This is a genomic window from Roseofilum sp. KMC-1, assembly GCF_057802075.1.
In genome coordinates this window covers 862,564-877,606 of record NZ_CM173605.1, presented here as the reverse complement: position 1 = coordinate 877,606, position 15,043 = coordinate 862,564, and the positions used below count along the sequence as shown (strand labels likewise).

Genomic DNA, 15,043 nt, shown 5'->3' with positions numbered 1-15,043 from the left:
TTATGGAGGAAGAAAAGGGAGTAGGGTTGAGGTTTAAGCTTGAGATTGGGTTTGTCGCCAAAGGAGCCAACCGGCAGCACAAAGGGTACAATTGCCGATAACGGTCATGACAGCTTGTAGGGTGACAATCCATTCGAGGTTGGGATCGTTGTTGAAGAAATGCCAGGTACAGGCAGACATGGCGCTGATCAGGGCGGGAAGCATGGCGAGGGAAAACCAGAACCAACGGCGATCGCCGGTTAGTTCTCCATAACGCCAAACCAGCCAAACAGCGATAATCCACTCCATCACACTAGAAACATGAATCACCCAAGTGGGGATCGATAGTACATTCATAAATTGCCTTAATCTAAAACGCCAGACCTTATTTTACCTTGATGGGGAGATGGGGGAATGGGGGAATGGGGGAATAGGGGAACTAAAAACGACTGTCGATCAATCTATCACAGCGCAAAGCGCTGTATCACCCCTTCTGAAACCGTTCTTTTGCCCCTTGAAAGGCTTCGCGCATCACCGATTGAATTTTATTGGGATCGGGTTTTTTGCCACCGATTAAATCACCAAAATAGACACAAGCGCTTTCCCCTAGGGCAAAGGTATAAGCGGCTGCCCAAGATGCAGCGATCGCACTACCCAAACCCGGAATAAACTTGATCAACTCTCGGCCAACAGCTTGGGCTAAGAATCCACCGGCGATCGCACTGACCACCCCACCTGCCTGAGAAACGCTCAAGGTTTGGCCATAAAGTTTACCCAACACTCCCACCATTGACACTTGCAGAGCCGTCAATACAGGCATGGTAGCAAAGGGGAGGGGAACTGCTGCCACCGTTGCCGCGATCGCCGCAAACGCCCCAATATAGCGCCGTCCCACCTCTCGATAGAGACTGCCTAACTGCTTACCTACCCCCCGATCCAAAAGCTGATAAATGGCGCGAGACTCTGCCTCTGGCAGCAAATCCCCTAGGGTATCCCGCAGTCGATCGAGTCCATAAAATACAGGGGTATACCCATCTTCCTCTAGGGTAAAATCAATTAAAATCACCCGATCCGGCACTAGGGAGCGATCGCCCTTAAATCCTTCCTCAATAGCAGAAGCTGCCTGTTGTAAAGACTCGAACTCTGGAGGATAGGGCGGGTGATTCTCCACATCCCCAGGATATAGCTCATGCAAACAAGTAATCGCTAATAAACAGGGGACTTGGGGATACTTTTGACGCAGCTTTTGCACCACTTGACGCAGGCTATCGGTCGCAAAATCATTAATCTTGACCGTCAAAATTAATATCTTAGCGCCCAGGGTTTCCCCTGCCAACTCCTGGGCTAATTCCTCAATCATCCGATCCGTATCCTGCTCTACATCCCCTAACCCCACCGTATCCGTAAAAATCAGTAGGGGTAAATCCTCCGAAGGATAAGCATAGCGTTCTGTATATTGGGTATGGGGACGGAAACCTTGACCGACAATTTCCGCCGATACTCCCGTTAATCCCCGGACAATTGAACTTTTCCCCGTCTGCGGTTTGCCAATGAGTAGCGCTTCTGTTGTCGGTAATTCCGATCGCACCCGATCGAGAATTTCGGCAATTTCCTCTTCACTCACCTTAAACCACTGACTCACCCTAAACCACTTATGCATTGTTAATCATTAATGTTTTTGTGCAGATCGTCCAGGGTTTTAGCTATTTTGTCCCCACACAGGAGATCTTTAGCCATCGATAAACCTGTCTCCAAACTATCACAATAGCCACAGCGCCAGAGATAAAATCCCCCATTCCAGAGAGCAGAATTGAAGAGGGGGGTAGGTTGATGGTCTAAAATTGCTTTTAAGGAGGCGATCGCCCCTTCTTCTGAGTCTAAGCCGACATCCGATGGAGTTAAGTTATAATTTCGACAATTAATACAAAGTCTTTCTAGAGCAATTTCCCCCTCTTCAGTTGCCGAAACCTCAGCCGACTCATCCCTACTCAGCCCAAGAATAGCTGTGCGCGAAAGGGGTAAATCACAACTCCCTTCTAACCCTTTGATAGTGGTCAATTCCTCAATACCCCGGAGGGCTAATGTACGTTTAAAGAGGCTTTCTGTGGGAGGATGCACATACCCCGTCATCAGATGAACTCGCCCAGCATAGGGACACCACATCAATTCAGCCGTGGCAAACGGGGGGCGTTTACCGATTTGCTCCCGGTAAGGAATTAAACTATTCGCTTCCGGGAAATGCCCAGGCAGATAAATAAAACCTAAACCCGTTTGATTAAAAATCTCCTGAGTTCGATCCAGGGAAAGAGATTCCCAATTGACTCCTAATCCTTGCCACAGCTTAATCAGGGGAATTCCATATTTAGTCGGCATCCGAGGGCCTCCATGGAGAATGACCGGTATACCCACCGTCACCAGCATCAAGGCTGTGATTATATTTACAGGAATGAAGCGCGATCGCCCATCATAGGGAATTCCCAGAATTACAGCTTTTTCCTCTTCCTGACGGGGTTGTAATTTTGGCCCTAACTCGTCATAAGTATCCAAAATTCCCGCTAACTCTTCCGGTGTCGGTCGTCTCATCCGGTGAGCGATCATAAACGCCCCAATTTGAGCAGCAGTCGCTTCTTGGAGTAGCATTTGTCGTGCGGCTTGAGCTGATTCGGTGCGGGTAAGCAGCTTTCCCGTATGGGGGCCACTGCCTACTTTTTTTAACAGATCTCGGAATGAATCACTCATAATGTATTACCTATCTATATTCCCGTGGCGATCGCCGCTTGTCGAGTAAACTGGGGCGGAATATATTCTAGGGCTAAGGCACGGAAGTTTTCAATAGGTGGAATAGAGAGTCGGTCTTTAGTCGTAACTAACACCACTTGACGACTTAAAGGTTTTCCCCCATCCTGAATACTTGGTTGCAGAGGACGAGAAATCACCCTAGGGTCTTCACAGGCTAATCTTACAGCCGATTCCGGTAAAACCGCTAGAAATTCTCCTTGGCAAATAACGCCTCGAAAAGCATCTAAAGTATTGAGTTCTAAAACCGCTCGATATTGAAGATTATGTTTGCTGAACTGCTCATGAACCAGTCGTTGCATCCCATATCCATCCTTAAATACTACCTGCGGATAATGAGAAATGACCTCCCAAGATAAAAGGGTTTCCTGAGCTAAAGCATGATCGGCCGCCATTAATACAGCAATGGTTTCTTCAAATAGGGGATCGACCACCAACTCAGCACTGTTGGTTAAAAAGCGGTTTTGCATAATCAGCGCTAAATCTACTAAACCATCTTTAAGCACTTTTAGAGCGCGATCGCTCCCTAATGCTGTTACTCGTAACTGCACTTCTGGATAAGACCAACAAAATCGCTGTAAAACTAAGGGTAATCCATAAGAACACAGGGAAGGAATAGCCGCGACACAAAGTTCCTGTTGTTTTCCAGCCAACAGCTCCGAAACTTCCTGTTGCGCCGTTTGCCATTCTTGGCAGATCCGTCGAGCATGGGGAAGCAGCACCTCTCCTCCAACTGTCAATTTGGCGATCGAAGAACGATGAAATAAGGAAATTCCCAAATCTGCCTCTAGTCCTTGAATTTGTCGGCTAACTGTAGATTGGGTTACCCCACACTCATGGGCTGCTTGTTGAAAATTTCCTGTTTTGGCAACCGATAAAAAGGCTTGTAATTGCTCTAAACGCATAGGCTACCCAGCCTATCCCCAATGTTAAGTTATTTCAAGACCTTAGCGAACCTGGAACCAGGATTTAGTATTTAAGACTACAAATAACCCGTGAGAGGTCACAATCTTATCCATCAAGGTATACTCAACAATGGCAGATCAAGTGCTTTAGTTTTATTTTATTTTATTTTATTTTATTTTATTTCATTCCCTTGACTACACCTGTTCCCATTGTTTATCACCCAGATTATGTCGCACCTCTGCCCCCAGGTCATCGATTTCCCATGGCCAAATTTAAGCTACTCTATGAGTTACTTCTGAGCGATCGCATCATCACCCCCTCCCAAGTCCATACCCCCGAACTGCCCCCCGTAGAATGGCTGCAACTCGTCCATACCCCCGACTACATCCAAGCCTACTGCCAAGGAACCCTAGACCCCAAGGCCCAGCGACGCATCGGTTTACCCTGGAGTCGGGCCCTAGCCCAGCGCACTTGTCGGGCTGTGGGTGGCTTCATTCTCACCAGTCAACTCGCCCTTAAACATGGCCTCGCCTGTAACACCGCCGGAGGAACCCATCACGCATTCCCTGACCGAGGAACCGGCTTTTGTATCTTCAACGATTTGGCGATCGCCGCCCGCGTCCTCCAACACCTAAACTTAGCCCATAAAATCCTCATCGTAGACCTAGACGTACACCAAGGCGACGGAACCGCCTGGATATTCCGAGACGACCCCAGCGTATTCACCTTCTCCATGCACTGCGACATCAACTTTCCCAGCCACAAACCCCCCAGCGACCTCGACATCCCCCTACCCGTCGGCATGGAAGACGAACCCTACCTACAAACCCTCGCCACCTATCTCCCCGACCTCCTCAGCCAACTCAAACCCGACCTCATCCTCTACGATGCCGGAGTTGACCCCCATATCCATGATGCCCTCGGCAAACTCGCCCTCACCGACACCGGACTCTTTCGCCGAGACATGCAAGTTCTCAGCACCTGTTTAGCCGCCGGATACCCCGTCGCCTGTGTCATTGGCGGAGGATACGCCAAAGATATGTCCGCCTTAGTCTATCGCCACTCCCTCCTCCACCGTGCCGCCAGAGATGTCTATTATCACTATCGACTCTAGCCCCAAAACTTTAGCGCAAAAACGGATGGCTATTCCCATCAGCCTGCTTATTCCTAGCCGCCTCACTCATAAACCGCTTCAGAGCCTTTTCCCGATTCTTCATAAACGCCGTCCAAAACCCCGGCTGGAACTCATCCATCGTTTTCGCCAGCGCCCACACATCCACCGCTAAAATATTATAGAGCGTTTCATCTTCACGCTTAAGGGAGTTGATTTGATCGAGTAATTGACGAGTTTTGGACGAACTAAAGTCCTTATTGGTGACCATTAGAAAATCTCCCTAAAACGTTGCGACACTATCTCAATAATAATAGTTGTGGATCGTCTCTGGTGCTTGGTCGCAACCCTCCAGAAACGATAAAGTAGTCATTGATTCCTTAAATAAGACGATTATGTTACGCAAAATTTCCTTGGGCACTGTGGGTTTATACCTGGGCGGTTTCTTAACCATCGGAGGCTTTGTTGCCTATTTTACTAATCATCCCACCCTCAACTTAGCCGGATTTTTTTATGGTATTCCCCTCCTCTTAGGAGGACTAGCCCTTAAAGCCTCAGAATTAAAACCCGTACCGGTTACTCAAGAACCTTCTGTGAAAGCAGTTGCCCTGCGCGACCAACAGGGAACCTCTACCCAACTCCAGTTGTGGAAAGATGTCACTCGCTATCGCTATGGCCAAGAAGCCCATTTAGACGAGTCTCTCAAAAGTTTAGGTTTAAGTCCAACGGATGAAGAACGACCCCTATTAATTGGCATTCGAGAAATGGCTGTTGATGACCATTATGCCTTGGTTTTAGAGTTTCAGTCCCCCTTTGTCTCCTTAGAAGCTTGGCAAGAAAAACGGGAAAAAATCGGGCGCTTTTTTGGCCCTGGTTTGCGGGTCGAAGTTACCCCCCAAGACGGCGAAGAAGATTGTTTTGATGTATTCTTAATTGCCCTCGGTGAACCCGCTCCCGTTAGCTAAACCTTCCCTAGGATTTTTCTAAGCGCACCACATACCATTGTAAGAAGGTTCCCGGGCCAAGATCGAGTTCACAGGAGCTTTCCATCAGATACTTGGCCTGGTCTTCTAGAGTGGTAAATTTTTGTAAATCTCTGGGGAGTTCCTCTTGGCGCTGACTCAAACAGGCCTTAAGCTTATCGAGTAATTCGCCTTCCGTCAGAAATTGCTCTGGTTGATTGGGTTCTAAAACTACAAACCCATCAGACTGATACATCAGAGAATCAGGCATTTTAGTTCCTCGATTTAAGTGATTAATTGAAAGGACAGCCCTTGAAGCTACTCCTTTTCCTCCCTCCCCATTATAAAGGCGAGTTTAAGAAAATCTAAGCTTCTCTGAATTTGAGGGCCCACTTCCGATAAAATGGAAAGAAACCCCAATTATAGAACTGGATGTTTAGTCATTCTCACCCAAGTTAAAGAAACTTGGAGCAGATGACACCCTTCCGTTCACTTCCTAAGCGCTCTGGGGTTAGAGCCTTCGGTATTGTAGCAAAAAATTACTCATTTGTTCTATGGTTTCATCGTTGAATTCTCCCGCTACCACCTCTAAGCCGTCTAAGGTAGAAGTTCTCAAAGAAAATAGCGATTTTCTGCGAGAGCCGGTTGCTTCTGAATTATTGGAAGATACGACCCATTTTTCTGGCGATGCGATTCAAATTCTCAAGTTTCATGGCTCCTATCAACAGGATAATCGAGATAATCGCAAAAAAGGAGAAGAAAAAGATTATCAAATGATGCTCAGGACGCGCAGTCCGGGAGGCTTTATTCCTCCAGAGCTGTATTTAGCGCTGGATCGGTTATCAGAAACCTATGGAAATCATACCCTAAGAACGACGACTCGCCAAGGCTTTCAGATTCATGGAATTCTGAAGAAAAACCTAAAAACGGTGATTGCAACGATCGTTAAAAATATGGGATCTACCCTAGGGGCTTGTGGAGATTTAAATCGGAATGTAATGGCTCCGGCTGCCCCTTATAAAACCAAGCCAGAATATCAATATGCTTGGGAATATGCTAATAAGATTGCCGATTTGCTCACGCCACAAACCGGAGCCTATTACGAGATTTGGTTGGATGGGGAAAAGGTGATTAGTGGGGAGGAAGCACCGGAGGTAAAGGCAGCCCGTAATAAAAATATCAACGGCACGAATTTTACCGATCTCGAAGAGCCGATTTATGGTACGCATTATATGCCCCGTAAGTTCAAGATCTGTTTGACTGTGCCGGGGGATAATTCGGTGGATATCTTGACGCAAGATATTAGCTTGGTGGTGATGACGAATGATTCCGGAGAGTTAGAAGGGTTTAATGTTTATGCTGGGGGTGGGTTAGGGCGCACCCATAATAAGGAGGAAACCTTTGCTAGGGCGGCCGATCGCATTGGCTATGTGGATAAAGAAGATGTGTATGATTTGGTCAAGGCCATTGTGGCGACTCAGCGAGATTATGGCGATCGCCATAACCGCCGTCATGCCAGAATGAAATATCTGCTCCATGATTGGGGTGTGGACAAATTCCGCACTCAGGTAGAACACTATTTCGGTAAACCCATCTCTCCCTTCAAACCCCTACCCCCCTTTGAATATCAAGATTATTTAGGTTGGCAAGATCAGGGTGATGGCAAAAAGTTCTTTGGTTTATCCATTGAAAATGGTCGAGTCAAAGATGAGGGCAAATTTCAGCTCAAGAGCGCTCTGCGGGAAATTGTCACCCAGTTTCAGTTACCGATACGCCTTACCCCCAATCATAATCTGATTCTGTATGACATCGATCCCAAAGATCAAGGGGCGATCGCCAACATCTTCAAAAAACACGGAGTCGAAACCAATCCCCAACGGCTCGATCCCCTAGTCCGCTATTCCATGGCCTGTCCCGCACTCCCCTTATGTGGCTTGGCCGTGACCGAATCAGAACGGGCCCTACCGGGAATTCTCGCCCGTATTCGTACCCTACTCCAGAACGTCGGATTGCCCAAAGAACACTTTGTCGTCCGCATGACCGGATGTCCTAATGGTTGCGCTCGGCCCTATATTGCCGAATTAGGATTTGTCGGTCAAATGCCAGGACAGTATCAAATATGGCTTGGTGCAGACCCCAATCAAAACCGGCTCTCCGAACCCTTCCTAGATAAAGTCAAGGACGAAGATATCGAGTCCACCCTAGAGCCATTACTCGTCTATTTCAAGCAAAATCGCCTGAATAACGGCAAAGTTGAGAGTTTTGGAGATTTTTGTCATCGAGTCGGTTTTGAAGCCCTCAGAGCCTTTTCTGAGAGTTATATTCCTGGCTCAGGGTTAGTTGCTGCTGACAAAGAATCGGGTAAAGCCCGATACCGGATTGGAGTACGGGATACTGTCTATCAGCAGTTTAAGGATTTAGCCGCTCAAGAAGGCAAGTCCATGACCCAATTAGCGACAGAAGTATTAGAAGCCTACATTGCCCAAAAAGGTTGATCGACAGTTAAACACCATCATTAGATTTCTAGGGAGCGAGACGCTCCCACTCCTGGAGTGCGGGCATCTTGCCCGCTTCTCTTTGCTGCTGTATTAGCGGTCGAACAAACCCGGAAAATTATACCCAACTCCCAAAGTTAAGCCCCAATCGAGGGCCCGCACATCCCAAAAGCCTGTGTTCAACGTAGCATTAAAGGTGAAATTTTTACTAAAAGGCACATCAATGCCTGTGGTGATTAACGGCCCATGCGTGCCATTCTCCAGGTCTAAGCCAAACCCACCACCAATAAACAGGGTCACCGGCGGGCCGTAAGGTTCGCGGCTGAAAGGAATATCATAGGTAAAGGGAATAGTAATACTCGTACCATCGCCAATAATAACGGAAGGACGGAAAGAGAAGTTTTCGGTAAAGGCAAATCGAGTTAAAAATGTGCCACCAGAGTCACCGAGGGAAGATTCACCATGAAAGCCAATGGTTCCGCCTAAACCGATATAACTAAAGCCATTATAGTATTGGGAAGTTTCATAGCGCCGACGTTCAACCGAGTAGCTATTCTGACCTTCTGGAGCTTGGGCCAATTCTCCGGAAACGGCGGTTTCTCCGAGTCCTTGGGCATTGGCGCTCCCTTGTCCTGGCACTTCATAGTCAGAGATAGCTTTCACCTGCTGGGGGGAGGTGAAACGAGGGGTGGGGATAGTTTGGGTGCGTACTGTGTCGAGGGTGGCTTCAAAAGCTTCTGGACTGATCGCAGTAGGGGTTACGGGAATCTCTGGAGCCAGATAGGGCGCTTCTAGGGGTGCATACCTTTGGGTTTGGGCTGATGCGGTTTGGGGGGTAATGGCTAGAAGGGCTGCTAGGTTTACGAATAAATATAAGTTAATACGCTTTAATACCATGATGATGAATGTCACTCCTCGATCAAACAGATACTGGCTCCAGGGATATCTTAAGCCAGATTGCCCATGGCGGCTACTACTTGCTGGGAAATAAAGGGCAGTAGATGGGGATTTTGGCTTTGTTCGGTAAAAATGACCAGTAAGTAGGGCCGAAGATCGCCGATTTCAATATAGGCGCTTTCATGGCGCAGCGTTCCCATTAATGCTGATTTTGACCAGAGAGTAGCCGTTGGGGGTAGGCCTTGACCGAGAAAACCCTCTTGGTTGGGGTCAATTTTCCGGGACATCAAGGCCATCATTTGTTGAGAGGCTTTGGAGGAAACGGCTACGCCACCGATGATACTATGCAATAGGCGAGCGGTGGCGTTGGTGGTGAGGCGATTTTGGTTTTCCATTTGCGGGCCTAAAAAGAGGCGATCGCGGCCATATGCTCCATGATGCCAATTTTTTTGGTTCACATTAATGGCTTCTAATTCTAGCCATCCCAAGGACTGAAAATAGCGGTTAACAATGTTACGTTGGGATTTCCAGGTTTCAAAGGGCCCCCCGGAAAATTCCGGGCCGCTGGTGGTTCCGGTTAATACATCGAGAATTAAACTGGTGGCATCGGGGTTGCGATCGCGGATCATATCCCGAATGGCTCGTTCCAATTCCGGACTAGAAACAGCCATTCCAGTTTCTAGCCACTCATAGATAGCGACTAAATAGAAGAGGGTGACGATATGAGCGGGAGCGATCGCCTGTTTTCCCCGATATTCAAATCCCCTAACCGGGTGTTTCCAGAACTCTGCGGCCGATAGCGCTCCCCCGGTATTCACCCAAATGGGAGGGTCATATACTACCCAAGTGAGAGCGACTTGATCTTGGCTCAGATGGGGAAAAGCTGTCCAAGTATTATCGAGGATCTGATATCCCAGATGGGCTAAGTCTTTGTCTTTATGAAAGAAAGTCATGTTAATCAATTAAAAATTAAAAATTAAAAATTTTCATGTCGGCAGCAGCCGAAAAAATTAAAAATCAGTCTTGAAAATCTCCTGTGCAGATAAATTGAACTGGGGAAAATTCAGAGAAACAATGGGAGTATCTTCAGTAAAGGGAGTCATTTGATATTCCCCATCCACCAGACTACAAACAAAAAATGTCGGTTGCTTGGGGTTGCCGATCAACTTTCTCGGCCCCAAGGCTGCATAATCAACAATCCAATATTCCTCGATACCCATTTCTTCATAATCTCGAAGTTTATTGTAGTAATCATCGCGCCAATTCGTTGAAACAACTTCGACAATTAATTTGACTGAATCAGGATGTTGAATAATGGATTCGCTTTCCCACCGAGATTCCACACTCATCAACTCTTGATTCAAAACAATGATGTCCGGTTCATAACCCGATTTTTCCCGTTTGGGTTTGATAATAGACTCTCTTGGAATTGTCCAAATTCCTCCTTTACCCATCTGCCGAATCACAATCAAAAGTTGCTCAATCAAGGAACCCGTTAAATTTGAATGCTTACCCTTTGGCTTCGGCATTTCGATAATCACTCCATCATGCAATTCGTATCGGACTTCTGAGGGTTCCGGATACCAGCTTATAAATTCATCAAAACTATATAATTTTGGTTCAGCTTTGGCTTGAGTCATAGATCGCTTTTCCCTATTTCTGATTCCTTATTCCCTATTCCCTACCGGAAGTGCTATAAACTAATCCTAAAATTGACCCCAAAAGCCACCAGCCAAGGAAATTGATCCGAGAGTCAAAGAGGGGAATATCTAAGAGGTGAAAGAGAGTGATTCCGGCAAAGGCCAGCAGATAACTAAACAAGATTGCGCGTTCGGTTTGATGGGGTAAACGGGAGAGGAGAAGGGTGGCTTTGCCTAAGATCCAACCGACTAAACAGAAGAGCCAAATGGTGAGGGGAATGCCAATTTCTGCTAACAGCATTAAGGGTAAATTATGGGGATGACCAATCCAATAGTTCATCTGGGTTTCGTAGAGGGGGGAAAAACTCCGCAGTCCCCAACCGAGAAAGGGCCGTTGATGGATGAGGTCTAGGGCAAATTGCCATTGGGTCGATCGCAGTTGAGCTAGGGGACGGTCGGGAAACATTTCGTCGCTGAGTCTAGCCCAAATGTAGGGGGGGACGACAATCCGGGCCCATTGACGGGAGGGATCGATGCCAAAGGCTGACCAGAGAGTGAGTCCGCTAACGGCTATGATGGCAGCAACTAATCTGTGCCATCCCCAGTAGAGAGCGTAGGCGAAAAGGGCTAAGGTGGCGATCGCCCAACTATTGCGAGAATGGGTTAAAAATAGGGTGATGCCGTCTAAAACTGTGGTGACTCCTAAGCCGATCCAAAACCAGCGTTTTTTGGCCCGTTTTTCGAGCAATAATCCTAATGCGAGTATCCAAACGACTACCAGATAAGCGGCTAAATCATTGGCATAGGCGAATAGGGAAGAGATGCGGCCGGGGGGCATTCCCCCTGGGGCTAAGGGCCAGTCAATGACGATACCCAGCCATCGGATTGGCCCTGACCATCCCCAAAACTGTTGTCCTAAGCCGATGATAGCGACGGGGAGGGAAGAAAAGACGACCCAAGTGGCCATGGGGCGCAGATAACTGGGGGTGTTGATGGTCTCTCCAAGAAAGACCAATATGAGGATAAAGGGCAGAAAATGGGCTAAACCGAGGGCGGCATCTCCTGGGAATTCTGCCATTAAACCGGTGAAGATTAGGCCGAGAGCGAAAACGATCAGGGCTTGGGTGAGGGGACGGCGGAGGGCTTGGTCTCCTCGATGTCTTCCCACATCGAAGAGGAAAACCAGTCCCCATAATGCGCCCAAGAAGGGGCTAAGGGCAAAGGTGGCTAACCAACCTTGCAGACAAAACCAGGGTCTTTGATCCGATGCCGGGGTCATGCCATTTCCCAAGCGGTGGAACGGGTGAGCCGAATTTGGGCTAGAGCGAAGATTGTGGGGATGATGCGGGTGTAGTTGGTGGCGATTGCCCGCCAGCCGAGATCGGCGAAAAACCAGGCCCACAGGGCAGGGCCGAGGACGGCAAACAGGGTTTTGGCAGCTCCATAGCGAGCGGCATTGCTGGCCATGCCTAGGGTGGCTCTTTGCAGGACAATTTGGGATTGGATCTTGGTGGCGGCGATTGCCCCTCCCCGCACTAGGGCTTGTTTGGCTGCTTGATAGGCGGCAAAATGGAGGGCAAATTGTTGGGCGAGTTTCTGAACCACTAGGGGGCGAATCACAGAATTAACCGCTAAGGCGCATCCCCCTTTCAAAAATACGGCGATCGGGTCTTTCTGAGCCGATAAAGGTAGGGGTTCGGCAAAATTTGATTGCACAAGGGCTTTGCGGATACGCTCTTTTAAGCCCTGTTTTTGCTCGGCTGGTAGCTTTTTCCAGGAGCGACGAATCAGGTGTAAAAAGATTTCGGCTTCAAGTTCTGTGGTGGAGAGTTGCTGAGAATAGGACAGTTTGAGATATTGGCAGACTTGAATTAGCACTTGGCGATAGGTAATAGTTTGGGTTTGTCCCCGTAAGACGGTGAAGCCATCAGCCGCCAAAAATTGGAAGCGCTCTTCTATGGCATCAATCCACTGTTGGCGATTTTGACTTTGAACGGCGATCGGATCGGGGGTATAAACATAATCTAGGGGGTTTAGTTTGCGCTGAAAGAGGAGATGGGTTAACTGTTGTAACTCTTCTTCTGTGGCTAGTTCTAGGGCTGCTCTTAGTTCATCCACATTCTTTACCTCAACTGAATTGGGGGGTTGGTCAACCATGATTACTTATAGAATGTACAGTAAAGTCCCTTTGAAAACCGTTAATACTATTGGAGACTTTAAAATTCGGTTGAAGTCCGCTCTCCATTCTACCCTGCGATCGCCATCCCTAGCTGGCCCAACCTTGATGTGCGAGTAGGGCAGTCCTTCCCTTCATCACCCGCACACCAGAAGCTAAGGTACAATCAACTGCTTTATGAACCCGCCCAAACCCACCCCCACCCTACCTATTAATTCACAGCAAATCCGGTGTATGGACGCATCAAAGGTTCGCGAAAAGCTAAAACAATTAACTCAAAAACCAGATTGTAACGTTTCCTCCAACTGATCGATTAATCCTTGAACATACTCCAGAGCATGGTAAATTGTCCCTGAATCAGTCAAATCGATCCCCACATACTGCTTAAGAGCCTCAACCTGATCCACACTTCCCCCTGTGGATAATAATTCTAAATATCCAGGCACAAAATCCTTACCCACTTGTCGATACTGTTGATAGCAGGCCAAGCTAACAATATGGGAAGCCGTATATTGATAGCAATAGAAGGGTTTAAAGAAAATATGACCAATTCTCGCCCAATCATACTGATGTTCGGGCAATAAAGTAACAGCATCTCCACAAAGTTGTTTATACAACTCCATCCATTTCTGATTAACAAAATGATGATCGAAACTGCCTTCTGTGGCTTGCTCATGAATGAGCAATTCTAGCCGACTAATGGTACTCTGGCGAAACAGTAAGCTTAATTGATCTTCAAGTTGTCCGGTTAAAACAGAGAGCTTTAAAGCTGGATCGGAAGAATCAAGCAGAAAATCTAATAACAACAACTCATTAAACGTAGAAGCGACTTCAGCCATTACCATAGGCGGATTGCTGTTAAAATAACTTTGGTGGTCATCAATCCAGGCAAAATGTAAACCATGACCCATTTCATGGGCTAGGGTAAATAGGGAGTTATAATCCTCAGTATAAGAGAGCAGTAAATAACTATGTTTGCCATGACTATAGGAGCAAAAAGCGCCCCCCCGTTTGCCCGGTCTCACTTTGGCATCAACCCAATTTTTGAGAAAAAATTCTTCGGCACGACGAGCATAATTAATATCAAATTTCTCTAGGGCATTTAAGAGGATTTCCACTCCCGATTTATAGGATAAAGCAGGACTAGAATCTTGCGTCCAAGGGGCATAAATATCACAACTGCGGATGGATTCCCCTAGAGTCTTAGCCTTAAGATAGTAATAGCGTTGAAAGAGATCGTAGCGGTCAGCCATCCCAGTCATAATCGCTTGAAAGACGGGTTCAGAAACTTGATCTTCTAAGAGTTGTTTTCTGAGGGTAGAGTCATAGCCTCGCATTTTATTTTCGAGCTTATGATCTTGGGCAATACTATTGAGAATATAGCCATAGAGCAAGTTATGTTGCTCCATCACTTCCCGTAAGGACAGATAGGATTGATAACGGACTTCTGGGGAAGGATGCAAACGCAGGGCAGAAAGATCCGCTTCGGTTTCGGCCGTTTTTCCTTCTGGGGTGGTCACTGGAGTATAGTTTTGTTCGCCTAGATGTAGAGAACGGAGCTGAATAAAGGCGCTACGACCCGTTAAGTTATCTTGATTTCGGGTTTGTTCAACCGCTTCCGAAAGAGCGTAGGGGCGAAATTGAGCAATTTGTTGCAGGTAATGGCAATAAGAAACTAATACGGGAGATTTTTGCAGTTGATTTAGTTGAGATTCGGGTAATTTTTTCAGTTCTAAATCAAAAAATAGGACATCATTTTCTAGGGTGGTAACGGCTTCCATTACCCGGTCGAGGAGTTGTTTGGCGGCGCTGTTGCGGGTATCGGCGGAAAAGACTAAGCTGGGATAGGCCCAAAGGTATCCACAGGCTTGAAAGAGGGTTTCGAGTTGCTGTAAGCAGTTGAGGATTTGCTCTGGAGAGAGCTGGGAAATTTGGCCGCGATAGGTTTGACGAAAGGTGGTTGCTTGTTCTTGAAGACGATCGAGATCTTGTTGAATTTTCGGGTCGTCTAGTCCTTGATAGAGGTCGGAAAGATCCCATTCTTGGGGGGTTTCTAGTTGGTTGGTGAGTGTAGTCATAGT

At 47.3% G+C, this 15,043-nt stretch carries 16 protein-coding genes; 4 read left to right on the top strand and 12 right to left on the bottom strand.

The genetic code is table 11. The annotated features are described in order from the left end of the window. Positions 1-33: 33 nt before the first annotated feature. From AC3FZD_RS04245 to AC3FZD_RS04230, 4 genes are all read right to left on the bottom strand, one after another. On the bottom strand, positions 34-336 hold the full coding sequence (locus tag AC3FZD_RS04245; protein ID WP_488738936.1) for a DUF2499 domain-containing protein: 303 nt from the start codon (positions 334-336) through the stop codon (positions 34-36). Positions 337-463: 127 nt separating this feature from the next. Beyond that, complete coding sequence (locus AC3FZD_RS04240; protein WP_488738935.1) at positions 464-1,639, bottom strand: GTPase family protein; 1,176 nt, start codon at positions 1,637-1,639, stop codon at positions 464-466. Between the two features lie 2 nt (positions 1,640-1,641). Further along, complete coding sequence (locus AC3FZD_RS04235; protein WP_488738934.1) at positions 1,642-2,718, bottom strand: anthranilate phosphoribosyltransferase family protein; 1,077 nt, start codon at positions 2,716-2,718, stop codon at positions 1,642-1,644. 14 nt (positions 2,719-2,732) lie between these two features. Next, positions 2,733-3,680, bottom strand: coding sequence for a LysR family transcriptional regulator (locus AC3FZD_RS04230; RefSeq protein ID WP_488738933.1), 948 nt, complete (start codon positions 3,678-3,680; stop codon positions 2,733-2,735). 191 nt (positions 3,681-3,871) lie between these two features. Here AC3FZD_RS04230 and AC3FZD_RS04225 point away from each other — a divergent pair, with 191 nt between their 5' ends. Beyond that, complete coding sequence (locus tag AC3FZD_RS04225) at positions 3,872-4,795, top strand: histone deacetylase family protein (RefSeq protein WP_488738932.1); 924 nt, start codon at positions 3,872-3,874, stop codon at positions 4,793-4,795. 10 nt (positions 4,796-4,805) lie between these two features. Here the strand turns inward: AC3FZD_RS04225 and AC3FZD_RS04220 are convergent, their stop codons facing one another. Continuing rightward, positions 4,806-5,063, bottom strand: coding sequence for a hypothetical protein (locus AC3FZD_RS04220; protein WP_488738931.1), 258 nt, complete (start codon positions 5,061-5,063; stop codon positions 4,806-4,808). Between the two features lie 124 nt (positions 5,064-5,187). On the opposite strand from AC3FZD_RS04220, the gene AC3FZD_RS04215 reads away from it, so the two are divergent. Then, the gene (locus AC3FZD_RS04215) at positions 5,188-5,757 is read left to right on the top strand and encodes a DUF2854 domain-containing protein (RefSeq protein ID WP_488738930.1); all 570 of its coding nucleotides are present in this window, start codon (positions 5,188-5,190) and stop codon (positions 5,755-5,757) included. A 7-nt stretch (positions 5,758-5,764) separates the two neighbouring features. On the opposite strand, the gene AC3FZD_RS04210 is transcribed toward AC3FZD_RS04215, so the two are convergent. Beyond that, complete coding sequence (locus AC3FZD_RS04210) at positions 5,765-6,025, bottom strand: CRR7 family NDH-1 assembly protein (RefSeq protein WP_488738929.1); 261 nt, start codon at positions 6,023-6,025, stop codon at positions 5,765-5,767. A gap of 283 nt (positions 6,026-6,308) precedes the next feature. Here AC3FZD_RS04210 and sir point away from each other — a divergent pair, with 283 nt between their 5' ends. Beyond that, positions 6,309-8,249 carry a sulfite reductase, ferredoxin dependent gene (sir, locus tag AC3FZD_RS04205; protein ID WP_488738928.1) on the top strand — a complete coding sequence of 647 codons (1,941 nt, stop codon included), beginning with the start codon at positions 6,309-6,311 and terminating at the stop codon, positions 8,247-8,249. A 93-nt stretch (positions 8,250-8,342) separates the two neighbouring features. On the opposite strand, the gene AC3FZD_RS04200 is transcribed toward sir, so the two are convergent. The 5 genes from AC3FZD_RS04200 to AC3FZD_RS04180 are packed head-to-tail and all read right to left on the bottom strand — an operon-like array spanning position 8,343 to position 12,904. After that, positions 8,343-9,146, bottom strand: coding sequence for a hypothetical protein (locus tag AC3FZD_RS04200; protein WP_488738927.1), 804 nt, complete (start codon positions 9,144-9,146; stop codon positions 8,343-8,345). A 50-nt stretch (positions 9,147-9,196) separates the two neighbouring features. Then, positions 9,197-10,099: a serine hydrolase gene (locus tag AC3FZD_RS04195; RefSeq protein ID WP_488738926.1), complete on the bottom strand. Its 903-nt coding sequence runs from the start codon at positions 10,097-10,099 to the stop codon at positions 9,197-9,199. 57 nt (positions 10,100-10,156) lie between these two features. After that, a complete protein-coding gene (locus AC3FZD_RS04190; protein WP_488738925.1) occupies positions 10,157-10,786 on the bottom strand; it encodes a Uma2 family endonuclease in 630 nt (209 codons plus the stop codon). Positions 10,787-10,820: 34 nt separating this feature from the next. Beyond that, positions 10,821-12,065 carry an O-antigen ligase family protein gene (locus AC3FZD_RS04185; protein ID WP_488738924.1) on the bottom strand — a complete coding sequence of 415 codons (1,245 nt, stop codon included), beginning with the start codon at positions 12,063-12,065 and terminating at the stop codon, positions 10,821-10,823. Further along, a complete protein-coding gene (locus AC3FZD_RS04180; protein ID WP_488740261.1) occupies positions 12,062-12,904 on the bottom strand; it encodes a YaaW family protein in 843 nt (280 codons plus the stop codon). The genes AC3FZD_RS04185 and AC3FZD_RS04180 overlap by 4 nt, the downstream gene beginning before the upstream one ends. A 37-nt stretch (positions 12,905-12,941) precedes the next feature. Between AC3FZD_RS04180 and AC3FZD_RS04175 the strand changes: the two genes are divergently transcribed. After that, entirely contained in the window at positions 12,942-13,082 is a 141-nt protein-coding gene (locus tag AC3FZD_RS04175; protein WP_488738923.1) for a hypothetical protein, read from the top strand. Positions 13,083-13,237: 155 nt separating this feature from the next. On the opposite strand, the gene AC3FZD_RS04170 is transcribed toward AC3FZD_RS04175, so the two are convergent. Further along, positions 13,238-15,040, bottom strand: coding sequence for a M3 family oligoendopeptidase (locus AC3FZD_RS04170; RefSeq protein ID WP_488738922.1), 1,803 nt, complete (start codon positions 15,038-15,040; stop codon positions 13,238-13,240). Between the last annotated feature and the right edge of the window lie 3 nt (positions 15,041-15,043).

Coding starts and splice junctions, on each gene's coding strand:
- AC3FZD_RS04175 (WP_488738923.1), top strand. CDS start 12,942: ATGATTACTTATAGAATGTACAGTAAAGTCCCTTTGAAAACCGTTAAT.
- AC3FZD_RS04220 (WP_488738931.1), bottom strand. CDS start 5,063: ATGGTCACCAATAAGGACTTTAGTTCGTCCAAAACTCGTCAATTACTC.
- AC3FZD_RS04170 (WP_488738922.1), bottom strand. CDS start 15,040: ATGACTACACTCACCAACCAACTAGAAACCCCCCAAGAATGGGATCTT.
- AC3FZD_RS04195 (WP_488738926.1), bottom strand. CDS start 10,099: ATGACTTTCTTTCATAAAGACAAAGACTTAGCCCATCTGGGATATCAG.
- AC3FZD_RS04210 (WP_488738929.1), bottom strand. CDS start 6,025: ATGCCTGATTCTCTGATGTATCAGTCTGATGGGTTTGTAGTTTTAGAA.
- sir (WP_488738928.1), top strand. CDS start 6,309: ATGGTTTCATCGTTGAATTCTCCCGCTACCACCTCTAAGCCGTCTAAG.
- AC3FZD_RS04230 (WP_488738933.1), bottom strand. CDS start 3,680: ATGCGTTTAGAGCAATTACAAGCCTTTTTATCGGTTGCCAAAACAGGA.
- AC3FZD_RS04235 (WP_488738934.1), bottom strand. CDS start 2,718: ATGAGTGATTCATTCCGAGATCTGTTAAAAAAAGTAGGCAGTGGCCCC.
- AC3FZD_RS04215 (WP_488738930.1), top strand. CDS start 5,188: ATGTTACGCAAAATTTCCTTGGGCACTGTGGGTTTATACCTGGGCGGT.
- AC3FZD_RS04200 (WP_488738927.1), bottom strand. CDS start 9,146: ATGGTATTAAAGCGTATTAACTTATATTTATTCGTAAACCTAGCAGCC.
- AC3FZD_RS04245 (WP_488738936.1), bottom strand. CDS start 336: ATGAATGTACTATCGATCCCCACTTGGGTGATTCATGTTTCTAGTGTG.
- AC3FZD_RS04240 (WP_488738935.1), bottom strand. CDS start 1,639: ATGCATAAGTGGTTTAGGGTGAGTCAGTGGTTTAAGGTGAGTGAAGAG.
- AC3FZD_RS04190 (WP_488738925.1), bottom strand. CDS start 10,786: ATGACTCAAGCCAAAGCTGAACCAAAATTATATAGTTTTGATGAATTT.
- AC3FZD_RS04185 (WP_488738924.1), bottom strand. CDS start 12,065: ATGACCCCGGCATCGGATCAAAGACCCTGGTTTTGTCTGCAAGGTTGG.